This window comes from Escherichia sp. TC-EC600-tetX4, from assembly GCF_019356055.1.
Classification (GTDB): Bacteria; Pseudomonadota; Gammaproteobacteria; order Enterobacterales; family Enterobacteriaceae.
Genome location: NZ_CP079924.1, coordinates 686,113 through 699,638, shown reverse-complemented (window position 1 = coordinate 699,638; position 13,526 = coordinate 686,113). Strand labels below are relative to the sequence as shown.

Here is a 13,526-nt window from a genome sequence, read left to right as displayed (position 1 = left end):
TCACTTAAATAAGTGATAGTCTTAATACTAGTTTTTAGACTAGTCATTGGAGAACAGATGATTGATGTCTTAGGGCCGGAGAAACGCAGACGGCGTACCACACAGGAAAAGATCGCAATTGTTCAGCAGAGCTTTGAACCGGGGATGACGGTCTCCCTCGTTGCCCGGCAACATGGTGTAGCAGCCAGCCAGTTATTTCTCTGGCGTAAGCAATACCAGGAAGGAAGTCTTACTGCTGTCGCCGCCGGAGAACAGGTTGTTCCTGCCTCTGAACTTGCTGCCGCCATGAAGCAGATTAAAGAACTCCAGCGCCTGCTCGGCAAGAAAACGATGGAAAATGAACTCCTCAAAGAAGCCGTTGAATATGGACGGGCAAAAAAGTGGATAGCGCACGCGCCCTTATTGCCCGGGGATGGGGAGTAAGCTTAGTCAGCCGTTGTCTCCGGGTGTCGCGTGCGCAGTTGCACGTCATTCTCAGACGAACCGATGACTGGATGGATGGCCGCCGCAGTCGTCACACTGATGATACGGATGTGCTTCTCCGTATACACCATGTTATCGGAGAGCTGCCAACGTATGGTTATCGTCGGGTATGGGCGCTGCTTCGCAGACAGGCAGAACTTGATGGTATGCCTGCGATCAATGCCAAACGTGTTTACCGGATCATGCGCCAGAATGCGCTGTTGCTTGAGCGAAAACCTGCTGTACCGCCATCGAAACGGGCACATACAGGCAGAGTGGCCGTGAAAGAAAGCAATCAGCGATGGTGCTCTGACGGGTTCGAGTTCTGCTGTGATAACGGAGAGAGACTGCGTGTCACGTTCGCGCTGGACTGCTGTGATCGTGAGGCACTGCACTGGGCGGTCACTACCGGCGGCTTCAACAGTGAAACAGTACAGGACGTCATGCTGGGAGCGGTGGAACGCCGCTTCGGCAACGATCTTCCGTCGTCTCCAGTGGAGTGGCTGACGGATAATGGTTCATGCTACCGGGCTAATGAAACACGCCAGTTCGCCCGGATGTTGGGACTTGAACCGAAGAACACGGCGGTGCGGAGTCCGGAGAGTAACGGAATAGCAGAGAGCTTCGTGAAAACGATAAAGCGTGACTACATCAGTATCATGCCCAAACCAGACGGGTTAACGGCAGCAAAGAACCTTGCAGAGGCGTTCGAGCATTATAACGAATGGCATCCGCATAGTGCGCTGGGTTATCGCTCGCCACGGGAATATCTGCGGCAGCGGGCTTGTAATGGGTTAAGTGATAACAGATGTCTGGAAATATAGGGGCAAATCCAGTTATCATCATTGGTTGTGCGTCAGCTTATGCCGTTGAATTCAACAAAGATTTAATCGAAGCCGAAGATCGTGAAAACGTTAACCTTTCCCAATTTGAAACTGATGGCCAATTACCCGTCGGCAAATATTCACTAAGCACTCTGATTAATAATAAGAGGACGCCAATCCACCTTGACCTCCAATGGGTATTAATTGATAACCAAACTGCAGTTTGCGTGACACCAGAGCAATTAACATTATTAGGATTTACTGATGAATTTATTGAAAAAACTCAGCAAAACCTGATCGATGGTTGTTACCCTATCGAAAAAGAAAAACAAATTACAACTTATCTCGATAAAGGGAAAATGCAATTATCCATATCTGCACCTCAGGCATGGTTAAAATACAAAGATGCAAACTGGACGCCTCCTGAACTTTGGAATCATGGTATTGCTGGGGCATTTCTTGACTACAATTTATATGCCTCTCATTATGCACCACATCAGGGCGATAATTCGCAAAATATAAGTTCCTATGGGCAGGCTGGGGTTAATCTTGGGGCCTGGCGCCTGCGTACTGATTACCAGTACGATCAGTCATTTAACAATGGCAAAAGCCAGGCGACCAACCTGGATTTTCCGCGTATTTATTTGTTTCGCCCAATCCCAGCAATGAATGCAAAACTAACTATAGGTCAATACGATACTGAATCCTCTATTTTCGACTCTTTCCATTTTTCTGGCATTTCGTTGAAAAGCGATGAGAATATGTTACCGCCAGACCTACGTGGTTACGCACCGCAAATCACGGGTGTCGCACAAACGAATGCAAAGGTCACTGTCTCACAGAACAACCGTATTATTTATCAAGAAAATGTTCCTCCAGGCCCATTTGCTATTACCAATTTATTCAATACATTACAGGGGCAACTTGACGTCAAGGTTGAAGAAGAGGACGGACGCGTTACGCAATGGCAAGTTGCATCTAATAGTATTCCTTATCTGACGCGTAAAGGGCAGATTCGCTACACCACTGCTATGGGTAAACCGACCAGCGTTGGTGGTGATTCCTTACAACAACCCTTCTTCTGGACTGGTGAATTCTCATGGGGTTGGCTGAACAATGTATCCCTGTATGGTGGTTCAGTTTTAACAAACCGTGATTATCAATCTCTGGCTGCCGGCGTTGGTTTTAATCTTAACTCATTAGGTTCATTATCTTTTGATGTCACACGATCTGATGCTCAGTTGCATAATCAGGATAAAGAAACGGGTTATAGCTACCGCGCTAACTATTCAAAACGTTTTGAATCTACCGGTAGCCAGCTCACTTTCGCTGGTTACCGTTTCTCTGATAAAAACTTTGTGACAATGAATGAATATATCAATGACACTAACCATTACACGAATTATCAGAATGAAAAAGAGAGTTATATTGTCACGTTTAACCAGTATCTTGAATCATTAAGGTTAAATACATACGTAAGTTTGGCTCGTAATACTTACTGGGACGCCAGCAGTAATGTGAATTATTCATTATCACTTAGCCGCGATTTTGATATCGGGCCATTAAAAAACGTCTCCACTTCTCTAACATTTAGCCGAATAAACTGGGAAGAAGACAACCAGGATCAACTGTACCTAAATATTTCGATTCCCTGGGGAACTAGTAGAACATTGAGCTATGGTATGCAACGAAATCAGGATAATGAGATTTCGCATACTGCTTCGTGGTATGACTCTTCCGATCGAAATAATTCCTGGAGCGTTTCTGCTTCAGGCGACAATGATGAATTCAAAGATATGAAAGCGTCACTACGCGCCAGTTATCAGCATAATACCGAGAACGGTCGACTCTACCTCTCCGGTACATCACAGCGAGACAGTTATTATTCTCTGAATGCCAGTTGGAATGGTTCATTCACTGCGACTCGCCACGGTGCCGCTTTCCACGACTATAGCGGTAGTGCTGACTCGCGTTTTATGATCGACGCAGACGGCACTGAAGATATTCCGTTGAACAATAAACGCGCGGTAACTAATCGGTATGGCATCGGAGTTATTCCATCAGTCAGCAGTTACATAACAACATCATTAAGTGTTGATACCCGAAATCTGCCAGAAAATGTGGATATCGAAAACTCGGTTATCACCACCACCTTAACCGAGGGTGCTATTGGCTACGCCAAACTTGATACCCGCAAGGGCTACCAAATCATAGGGGTTATTCGCCTGGCAGATGGTAGTCATCCACCACTGGGGATTAGCGTAAAAGATGAAACCAGCCACAAAGAATTAGGACTGGTTGCTGATGGCGGCTTTGTATACCTCAACGGCATTCAGGATGATAACAAACTTGCTTTACGCTGGGGTGACAAATCTTGTTTTATTCAACCACCCAATAGCAGCAACTTAACCACCGGAACGGCTATTTTACCGTGTATTAGCCAAAATTAATTCAGGATGAAACTAATGCGCTACTTAAATACAAAGAATATCATTGCAGCAGGAGTATTACTCTCCTGTATGAGCAGCATTGCCTGGGGTGCCATCATCCCGGATCGTACCCGTATCATAATGAATGAGTCAGATAAAGGCGAAGCATTAAAACTTACTAATCAAAGTAAAAACCTGCCCTATCTGGCCCAAACATGGATAGAAGATACGAAAGGCAATAAATCGCGTGACTTTATTGTCACTGTTCCTCCAATGGTGCGTTTAAATCCCAGTGAGCAAATTCAAATAAGAATGATAACTCAGGAAAAAATTGCTCAACTTCCTAAAGACAGAGAAACGCTCTTCTATTTTAACGTGCGAGAAATACCGCCCAAAACAGATAAAAAAAATGTGATGCAAGTCACTATGCAGCACGCATTGAAACTATTCTGGCGGCCAAAAGCCATTGAATTAGAAGACGATGGGGTAATGACTTACGAAAAAGTTGAAATCATTCGTAGAAATGACGGTTCGATCCGCTTTAACAATAAGATGCCTTATCACGTTACGCTGGGTTATATCGGAACAAATGGGGTAACGATGTTACCACAAACGCAAAGCTTAATGGTAACCCCTTTTAGCTATGCAAATACGCAGTTTAAAAATGTTCCGTCAACTTTTCAGGTGGGTTATATCAATGACTTTGGTGGATTAAGTTTTTATGAAATAAACTGCCCTGTAGTAAATAACATTTGTAATATTTCTGTAGCCAACCGAGATCAATAATATGCGCTACTTGTTAATTGTTATTACTTTTTTTATGGGTTTTAGTTCATTACCTGCATGGGCAATGGACTGCTATGCTGAACATGAAGGTGGAAATACCGTTGTCATTGGTTACGTACCAAGAATCTCTATCCCCAGCGATGGTAAAAAAGGTGATAAAATCTGGCAAAGCAGTGAATATTTTATGAATGTTTTCTGTAATAATGCACTACCAGGCCCATCTCCAGGAGAAGAATACCCATCTGCATGGGCAAATATAATGATGTTGTTAGCATCAGGTCAAGACTTTTATAATCAAAACTCTTATACTTTCGGTGTAACTTATAATGGGGTTGATTATGATTCTACATCTCCACTACCTATTGCAGCACCTGTATGTATTGATATAAAGGGAGCCGGAACCTTCGGGAATGGCTACAAAAAGCCCGCAGTCTGTAGTGGCGGTCCTGAACCGCAATTATCAGTAACTTTTCCAGTACGAGTGCAGCTATATATTAAGCTAGCTAAAAATGCCAATAAAGTAAATAAAAAACTTGTATTACCTGACGAATATATAGCACTTGAATTTAAAGGTATGAGCGGAGCAGGTGCTATAGAAGTAGATAAAAATCTGACCTTCAGGATTCGCGGATTAAATAACATTCATGTCCTTGACTGCTTTGTTAATGTTGATCTGGAACCAGCTGATGGCGTTGTCGACTTTGGTAAAATAAATTCCCGAACAATTAAAAATACCAGCGTGAGTGAGACGTTTAGCGTAGTCATGACCAAAGATCCGGGTGCGGCCTGTACTGAGCAGTTTAATATTTTAGGGAGTTTTTTCACTACGGATATTTTGAGTGATTATAGCCATCTGGATATAGGTAATGGTCTGCTATTGAAGATATTTCATAACGATGGAACAGCAACGGAATTTAACCGCTTCTCACAATTTGCTTCTTTTTCATCGTCTAGTGCGCCTTCGGTCACCGCACCATTCAGGGCAGAACTGAGTGCGAACCCGGCAGAAACGGTTGTTGAGGGACCGTTTAGTAAAGACGTAATCCTGAAAATCACCTATAACTAGTATCTAATACAAACACTAAAACGGGCCATCAGGCCCGTTATATCAGTGCTCTAACTCCAGCTCTCTTGCCTGCATCATCTGTTGACAATACCAGGCATAACGTGCGCAAAACCAGGTTCTATGTTCTTCATCCATGTTACCAGTAACGGCCAGAATATCGACCGGGCGACCTTCTGCGTGCATTCTGGCAAAACTACGCGCCAGGAAATCGAAATTATTTAAAGAATTAAGACTATGATCCATAAGCACATCCTCCGGTTATCGCATACCTTTTAAGGCCATATGCTTTTTCTGATTTCAGTATTCCCCAATCAGTGTAGTGCCTTTAAACATAACGTGCGTAAATATATTGTCCCCGATCACACTTTTTAGTGAAAAATAAAAAACCATATTAAAAGACTTTCTCTTCCAGAACTTCTCTAACCTGTGTTATTATTAACACAGATAAATGTAAGCAAGGAAACTATTACAAAGTAAATATTGCGTCACTAAATGGACATTGGAGTGATATATGATTTTATTCGCCGACTATAACACCCCTTATCTTTTCGCTATTTCCTTTGTACTGTTGATCGGCCTGTTAGAAATTTTTGCGCTTATCTGCGGTCACATGCTCTCCGGTGCTCTTGATGCACATCTTGACCATTATGATTCTATAACCACAGGTCATATTAGCCAGGCACTTCATTATCTCAATATTGGAAGATTGCCAGCTCTCGTCGTTCTCTGCTTACTGGCTGGTTTTTTTGGTCTTATTGGCATCCTGTTGCAGCATGCCTGCATCATGGTCTGGCAATCACCACTGTCGAACCTGTTCGTGGTTCCTGTCAGTTTACTGTTTACGATTATTGCGGTGCATTATACCGGTAAAATAGTTGCGCCCTGGATTCCACGCGACCATAGTTCAGCTATTACAGAAGAAGAATATATTGGTAGCATGGCGTTAATTACCGGTCATCAAGCCACTTCAGGTAATCCCTGCGAAGGAAAACTCACCGATCAATTTGGCCAAATACATTATTTACTACTGGAGCCTGAAGAAGGAAAAATTTTCACTAAAGGAGACAAAGTGTTAATTATTTGCCGACTTTCTGCAACGCGATATTTGGCGGAAAATAATCCCTGGCCCCAAATATTGTAATTTATTAATCAAAAGGAAATTTAATAATGGATGATATTGTTAATTCTGTGCCCTCCTGGATGTTTACCGCAATTATTGCCGTATGCATTCTGTTTATTATTGGAATTATTTTCGCCAGGCTCTATCGTCGCGCTTCGGCAGAGCAAGCTTTTGTTCGTACTGGTTTAGGTGGGCAAAAAGTGGTAATGAGCGGTGGCGCAATCGTGATGCCGATCTTTCATGAAATAATCCCCATCAATATGAATACTCTGAAGCTGGAAGTCAGCCGCTCAACCATTGATAGCCTGATTACGAAAGATCGTATGCGCGTCGATGTAGTAGTCGCTTTCTTTGTGCGGGTAAAACCTTCAGTAGAAGGGATTGCCACCGCTGCCCAGACGCTGGGGCAACGCACCCTGTCGCCTGAAGACTTACGTATGTTGGTTGAAGATAAATTTGTCGATGCCCTCCGTGCAACAGCTGCGCAAATGACCATGCATGAGTTACAGGATACCCGCGAGAACTTTGTGCAGGGGGTGCAAAATACAGTGGCAGAAGACCTGTCGAAAAACGGTCTGGAACTGGAGAGCGTTTCACTTACCAACTTTAACCAGACCTCGAAAGAACATTTCAATCCGAACAATGCCTTTGACGCCGAAGGTTTAACCAAACTGACTCAGGAAACAGAGCGCCGTCGCCGCGAACGTAACGAAGTTGAACAGGATGTAGAAGTTGCGGTGCGTGAAAAAAATCGCGATGCGCTATCGCGCAAGCTGGAGATTGAACAGCAAGAAGCGTTTATGACGCTTGAGCAGGAGCAGCAGGTTAAAACCCGTACTGCCGAACAGAATGCACGTATTGCGGCTTTTGAAGCTGAACGTCGTCGTGAAGCAGAGCAGACACGAATTCTGGCTGAACGACAGATTCAGGAAACAGAAATCGACCGCGAACAGGCCGTCCGCTCAAGAAAGGTTGAAGCTGAACGTGAAGTTCGCATTAAAGAGATCGAACAGCAGCAGGTCACCGAAATCGCTAACCAGACGAAATCGATCGCTATTGCCGCCAAATCGGAACAACAGTCCCAGGCAGAAGCGCGTGCTAATCTCGCACTTGCAGAAGCGGTAAGCGCCCAACAAAACGTAGAAACCACTCGCCAGACTGCCGAAGCCGATCGTGCTAAACAAGTTGCCCTAATCGCTGCCGCGCAGGATGCAGAAACCAAAGCGGTTGAACTGACCGTGCGGGCGAAAGCAGAAAAAGAAGCCGCAGAGATGCAGGCGGCGGCTATCGTTGAGTTAGCCGAAGCTACACGTAAAAAGGGTCTGGCGGAAGCAGAAGCACAACGTGCGCTGAACGATGCTATCAACGTACTTTCTGATGAACAAACCAGCCTTAAATTCAAACTGGCCTTGTTGCAGGCGCTGCCTGCGGTAATAGAGAAATCCGTTGAGCCGATGAAGTCAATCGACGGTATCAAGATTATTCAGGTCGATGGTCTGAATCGTGGCGGCGCTGCGGGTGATGCAAACACGGGTAATGTGGGGGGCGGAAACCTGGCGGAACAAGCATTATCAGCCGCTCTCTCTTACCGCACACAGGCACCGCTGATTGACTCCTTGCTCAATGAAATTGGCGTTTCAGGCGGCTCACTGGCGGCATTGACTTCACCCTTAACCTCAACAACTCCCGTCGAAGAAAAAGCAGAGTAAACCCTCTTCCAGGAATAATCCCTGGCCCAAAAAGCCGGGGATTTTTTATATCTGCGTTCCGCTAAAAAGTGCAAATGATCAGGTTGTTGCAGCATTTTGCGTGACGGCTCGGGGAAGGCAAAACTGCATCAGAGAAAGCATTGCGTGGGGTCTGGCGCTCATCAACAATCGGGGAGTCAGCAGGGGGCTGAAACGGGAAAGCCCCTCCCGAAGAAGGGGGCCTTACAGAAGGAAAGGGTTATGATGAAGCTCGTCATCATACTGATTGTGTTGTTACTCGTAAGTTTCGCAGCTTATTAACAGCCAATCAGAGGGGGGAGAAATCCTCCCTCACCCTTGTTCCTTTACTTTAGGTTGAAAAAAAATCAGCGTCAAGAAGGTTTCATTAACACATATCCCTGGCCCAAAAAGCCGGGGATTTTTTATATCTGCGTTCCGCTAAAAGGTGCAAATGCTCAGGACGTTGCAGCGTTTTGCGTGACCGCTCGGGGAAGGCAAAATTGCCTCTGGGAAAGCATTGCGCGGGGTCCGGCGCTCATCAACAATCGGGGGGCAGCAAGGGGCTGAAACGGGAAAGCCCCTCCCGAAGAAGGGGCCTTGTATAAGGAAAGGGTTATGATGAAGCTCGTCATCATACTGGTTGTGTTGTTACTGTTAAGTTTCCCGACTTACTAACAACTCATCAGAGGGGGGAGAAATCCTCCCTTACCCTTGTTCCTTTACTCTAGGTTGAAAAAACAACAGCGTCAATAGGCCTGCCATGTACGAAGCGAGATCTGTGAACCGCTTTCCGGTTAGCCTTTTTTATCCTGTTGGATCTTCTTGATGATGTTGGTCGTCGAGCAACCGTCTTCAAAGTTGAGCACCAACACTTCGCCACCGTTGGCCCAGACTTCTTTACTCCCGGCAATCTCTTCTGGTTTATAGTCGCCGCCTTTCACCAGCAGATCTGGCAAGATCCCGGCGATCAAGCGCTGCGGCGTGTCCTCTTCAAACGACACTACCCAGTCGACCGCTTCCAGTGCGCCCAGCACAATCATACGCTGTTCGAGTGGGTTTACCGGGCGGGAATCCCCTTTCAGCCGTTTGGTGGAGGCATCGCTGTTGACGGCAACAATCAAGCGGTCACCCAGCTTGCGGGCATTTGCCAGATAAGAGACGTGCCCGGCGTGCAGGATGTCAAAGACACCGTTGGTCATCACCACTTTTTCACCACGTTTACGCGCTGCCGCTACGGCCAGCTTCAGTTCCTCTTCGGTCATCACGCCAAAGCCTGTATCTGCACGTCCACGTACAGCATTTTCCAGCTCGATCGGCGAAACCGTGGAGGTTCCCAGTTTGCCGACCACCACGCCAGCCGCCGCATTGGCAAAGAAGCAGGCTTCTTCCAGCGAATTACCCGCTGCCAGCGTTGCCGCCAGGACGCCAATCACCGTGTCGCCCGCACCGGTAACGTCATACACTTCCTGCGCTTGGGTTGGCATATGCAGCGGCGCTTTACCCGGTTGCAGCAGCGACATACCCTGTTCGGAACGGGTCACTAACAGAGCCGAGAGTTCGTAATCGGCAATCAGTTTCATGCCGCGCTCAACAATCTCTTCTTCGGTCTTACATTTACCGACAACAGCTTCAAATTCCGAGAGATTCGGCGTTAACAGCGTAGCGCCGCGGTAGCGCTCAAAATCGGTACCTTTTGGATCAATCAGCACCGGAACACCCGCTTTACGCGCCAGTTGGATCATCTGCTGTACGCTTGCCAGCGCACCTTTGGCGTAGTCAGAAAGCACCAGCGCGCCAATCGAACTCAGCGCCTGATTAATCCGCTCGTGCAGCGGCTGCGGATCAACACCTTCGAAACCTTCTTCAAAATCCAGACGGATCAGCTGTTGGTTGCGGGAAAGTACCCGTAATTTGGTAATGGTCGGATGCGTCGGTACAGAAACGAAGTCGCATTTGACGTTGACGTCGGCCAGAGATTTACTCAGCGCGCGCGCTGCATCGTCAATGCCCGTCAACCCGACCAGGCGTGCATTAGCACCGAGAGAAGCGATATTCATCGCCACGTTAGCCGCGCCGCCCGGACGTTCTTCGATGGTATTCACTTTAACCACGGGCACCGGCGCTTCCGGCGAGATACGACTGGTGGGGCCGTACCAGTAACGATCCAGCATCACATCACCAACCACCATCACTCCTGCACGTTCAAACTCTGGCAGCGTTACTTTCATTCCTGTCTCCTGAGAGATTCAAAATTTGCGCGCGATAATACCATACTTCATTCTTCCACCAGCCACTTCTGCCAGCTTGCCCGCACCAGTTCACGCTCTGCGGTGAAGCAATCCTCCGACACATGGCCCGGCAATTCCTGTAATGCCAGATGATGAAGTTCATCGCGAAGCGTAGTGTAAGCACGGGTCAGCGCCATCGCTTCCTGCTCTTCCATAATGTCGTTTTGCGCCAGTAGTTCCAGAATACGCACGTTGTCTGACCAGCGCGTTAACTTCGGTTTTTCATGAGCGTAGCGCAACACCAGATATTGGGTAATAAATTCGATATCGGTAATTCCCCCTTCATCAGCTTTGATATCAAAGCGATCGCGATGTTTATTGCCGAGATGAGCGCGCATTTTCTCGCGCATTTCCCGCACTTCCGTTTGCAGAGTTTTACCTTCACGCGGCAGCGTCATAATCTCGCGACGCACTGCGTCAAAGTGCGCGGTGAGCTGCGGATCGCCGTACACTACACGCGCACGCACCAGCGCCTGATGTTCCCACGTCCAGGCCTCGTTTTTCTGATAATCGGCAAATGCTTCTGCGGATGTCACCAGCATTCCCGCCGCCCCGGACGGACGCAGTCGAGCATCCACTTCATACAAAATGCCGGAAGAGGTACGCGTACTGAACAGATGCATAATGCGTTGCGCCAGACGCAGATAAAACTGCCGCCCGTCGATTTCCCGCTCACCGTCAGTCATCGCATCCATTGGGCAATCATGGAGGAAGATAAGGTCAAGATCGGAACTGTAGCCTAACTCCCAGCCGCCCAGCTTGCCGTAGCCGACCACCGCAAAACCACGCCCTTCGCGTTCGTTCAGGTGATTCGGCTTACCGTAGCGGGCAACCATTTGAACCCACGCCTGCTGAACGACGGCATCTATCATGGCTTCCGCCAGCCAGGTTAAGTGATCGCTCACTTTCATCACCGGTAGCGTACCGGCGATATCCGCTGCGGCGATGCGTAACAGCTGCGCCTGTTTGAACTGACGCAGCGCCTCAAGCTGTTGCTCTTCGTCATCTTCCGGCACGCGCAGCAAATACTGGCGCAACTCATCGCGGTAGGCATCGGTCGCCGTCGGCTGGTAAAGGGTGTTTGGATCGAGCAATTCATCCAGCAATAATGGATAACGCGCCAGCTGGCTGGCAATCATCGGCGACGCGGCACACAGAGAAATCAAATGTTTAAGCGCCGCGGGGAATTCACTGAGCAATTCTAAATAGGTGGTGCGGGTAACAATCCCCACCAGCAAGGCGGTAATGCGCGACAGCGTAACGGCAGCGTCTTCACGCGCACAGACATCACTTAGCAGATGCGGCATCAGATGGTCGAGCACCTGACGTCCTCGCGGCCCGATGGTGCGCTTATCCAGCTCTTTGCGGAAATCGGCAATCAGCGTTAGCACCTGTTTGCGATCATCCTCGCTAAGATGCGCCAGCACTGGCGTAGTGTCATCTTCCTGCAACGCATCCTGCCACAGCTCACGCCACTGTTCCGACAGCGACTCTTCCTGAGTTTCACTTTCATCGTCGCCAATCAATTCATTAAACACCCGGCGCACATTGGTCATATGTGCGGTCAGCGCCCCGGTCAGTTGCGGCCAGTCAGCAAAGTCCATCGCCCACGCCAGCCGCGCACGATTAAGCTCATCAGAAGGAAGCGTCTGGGTTTGTTCGTCGTTAATGCTTTGCAGCAGGTTTTCCAGACGCCGCAGGAACAGATACGCCACTCGCAATTGTTCAGCATCGTTTTCAGAAAGCAGATGCAGCTCGGCAATGGCGCTGAGCGTTGGCAGTAAAGAGCGCGATTGCAGCGACGGTTCGCGTCCGCCGCGAATGAGCTGGAACACCTGAACGATAAATTCAATTTCGCGAATGCCGCCTGCGCCGAGTTTGATATTGTCGGTCAAACCACGTCGACGCACTTCACGGGCAATCATCCCTTTCATGTTGCGCAGCGACTGAATCACGCTGAAATCGATGTAACGACGGAAAACAAACGGGCGCAGCATCGCACGCAACTCGTTAGCATAGACGCCTTCGCTATCGCCCATAATCCGCGCCTTGACCATCGCGTAACGCTCCCAGTCGCGCCCCTGCTCCTGGTAATAATCTTCCAACGCGGCAAAGCTCAGCACCAGCGGGCCACTTTCGCCAAACGGACGCAGCCGCATATCCACGCGATAGACGAAGCCATCCTGCGTTGGTTGATCCAGCACTTTAATCAGCCGCTGCCCCATGCGGGTAAAAAACTGCGCGTTATCCAGTTCCCGGCGTCCACCCTGCGTACAACCATGTTCCGGCCAGGCAAAAATCAGATCGATATCAGAGGAGAAATTCAGCTCCCCACCGCCCAGCTTACCCATGCCTAAAATCAGCAGCGGTTGCGCTTCGCCCTGCGCATTGCACGGCGTTCCCCACTCGCGGCAGCAGGCGTCATACAGCCAGTCACGCGCCGCAACAATCAGCGTCTCCGCCAGATAGCTGAGCTGCTGCAATATGCTCTCTTCAGTAACCAGTGCCAGCGTTTGCGCCCAGGCGATGCGCACCATAATGCGCCGCCGGAATAGCCGCAGCTCGCGCATTAACCCGGCTTCGTCACTCACATTACAGAGCGCCTCCTGCAACCATGCCGCGTAATGCTGCCATTCGTCGGCCTGCGGCGGTTGGCTTTCCAGTTCCGTCAGCCACTCTGGATGCGCAATCACGCTGTCCTGCACAAAATCACTAAAAGTAAGTACTGACTTCGCCTGTGCGCTAAGTGATTCCTCGGCTAAAGGCTCTGGCAGCCGCTCAACAACGGTCTGCCAGTACTGCTGTAACGGTGAAGAGAGCGGCTTCATAAGCGATTTTATCC

General features: G+C 48.5%; 11 protein-coding genes. 8 read left to right on the top strand and 3 right to left on the bottom strand.

The window, feature by feature from the left end:
* Nucleotides 1–57: 57 nt before the first annotated feature.
* The 4 genes from KXD89_RS03375 (at nt 58) to KXD89_RS03360 (ending at nt 5,567) form a co-directional block, all read left to right on the top strand.
* A protein-coding gene (locus KXD89_RS03375; RefSeq protein ID WP_088895425.1) for an IS3-like element IS2 family transposase occupies nt 58–1,286 on the top strand; the annotation gives its coding sequence in 2 pieces (ribosomal slippage) (nt 58–373 and nt 373–1,286; 1,230 coding nt in all).
* Nucleotides 1,271–3,736 (top strand): fimbria/pilus outer membrane usher protein, encoded by a 2,466-nt coding sequence (locus tag KXD89_RS03370; protein ID WP_000016375.1) that lies wholly within the window; start codon nt 1,271–1,273, stop codon nt 3,734–3,736. The genes KXD89_RS03375 and KXD89_RS03370 overlap by 16 nt, the downstream gene beginning before the upstream one ends.
* A gap of 15 nt (nt 3,737–3,751) precedes the next feature.
* Complete coding sequence (locus KXD89_RS03365) at nt 3,752–4,501, top strand: molecular chaperone (RefSeq protein ID WP_001269824.1); 750 nt, start codon at nt 3,752–3,754, stop codon at nt 4,499–4,501.
* 1 nt (nt 4,502) lies between these two features.
* Nucleotides 4,503–5,567, top strand: coding sequence for a fimbrial protein (locus KXD89_RS03360; protein ID WP_001269802.1), 1,065 nt, complete (start codon nt 4,503–4,505; stop codon nt 5,565–5,567).
* Nucleotides 5,568–5,609: 42 nt separating this feature from the next.
* On the opposite strand, the gene glgS is transcribed toward KXD89_RS03360, so the two are convergent.
* Nucleotides 5,610–5,810: a cell surface composition regulator GlgS gene (gene glgS / locus KXD89_RS03355; protein ID WP_000350095.1), complete on the bottom strand. Its 201-nt coding sequence runs from the start codon at nt 5,808–5,810 to the stop codon at nt 5,610–5,612.
* A gap of 268 nt (nt 5,811–6,078) precedes the next feature.
* On the opposite strand from glgS, the gene KXD89_RS03350 reads away from it, so the two are divergent.
* The 4 genes from KXD89_RS03350 (at nt 6,079) to ibsE (ending at nt 9,071) form a co-directional block, all read left to right on the top strand.
* Nucleotides 6,079–6,708, top strand: a complete 630-nt coding sequence (locus KXD89_RS03350; RefSeq protein WP_000599926.1) for an OB-fold-containig protein — start codon at nt 6,079–6,081, stop codon at nt 6,706–6,708.
* Between the two features lie 26 nt (nt 6,709–6,734).
* A complete protein-coding gene (locus KXD89_RS03345; protein WP_001311137.1) occupies nt 6,735–8,396 on the top strand; it encodes a flotillin family protein in 1,662 nt (553 codons plus the stop codon).
* A 240-nt stretch (nt 8,397–8,636) separates the two neighbouring features.
* Nucleotides 8,637–8,696, top strand: a complete 60-nt coding sequence (locus tag KXD89_RS03340; protein ID WP_001387081.1) for a type I toxin-antitoxin system Ibs family toxin — start codon at nt 8,637–8,639, stop codon at nt 8,694–8,696.
* A 315-nt stretch (nt 8,697–9,011) separates the two neighbouring features.
* A complete protein-coding gene (gene ibsE / locus KXD89_RS03335; protein WP_010723221.1) occupies nt 9,012–9,071 on the top strand; it encodes a type I toxin-antitoxin system toxin IbsE in 60 nt (19 codons plus the stop codon).
* 119 nt (nt 9,072–9,190) lie between these two features.
* On the opposite strand, the gene hldE is transcribed toward ibsE, so the two are convergent.
* A complete protein-coding gene (hldE, locus tag KXD89_RS03330) occupies nt 9,191–10,624 on the bottom strand; it encodes a bifunctional D-glycero-beta-D-manno-heptose-7-phosphate kinase/D-glycero-beta-D-manno-heptose 1-phosphate adenylyltransferase HldE (protein WP_000869178.1) in 1,434 nt (477 codons plus the stop codon).
* A 47-nt stretch (nt 10,625–10,671) separates the two neighbouring features.
* Nucleotides 10,672–13,512 carry a bifunctional [glutamate--ammonia ligase]-adenylyl-L-tyrosine phosphorylase/[glutamate--ammonia-ligase] adenylyltransferase gene (gene glnE, locus KXD89_RS03325; RefSeq protein WP_001301081.1) on the bottom strand — a complete coding sequence of 947 codons (2,841 nt, stop codon included), beginning with the start codon at nt 13,510–13,512 and terminating at the stop codon, nt 10,672–10,674.
* Between the last annotated feature and the right edge of the window lie 14 nt (nt 13,513–13,526).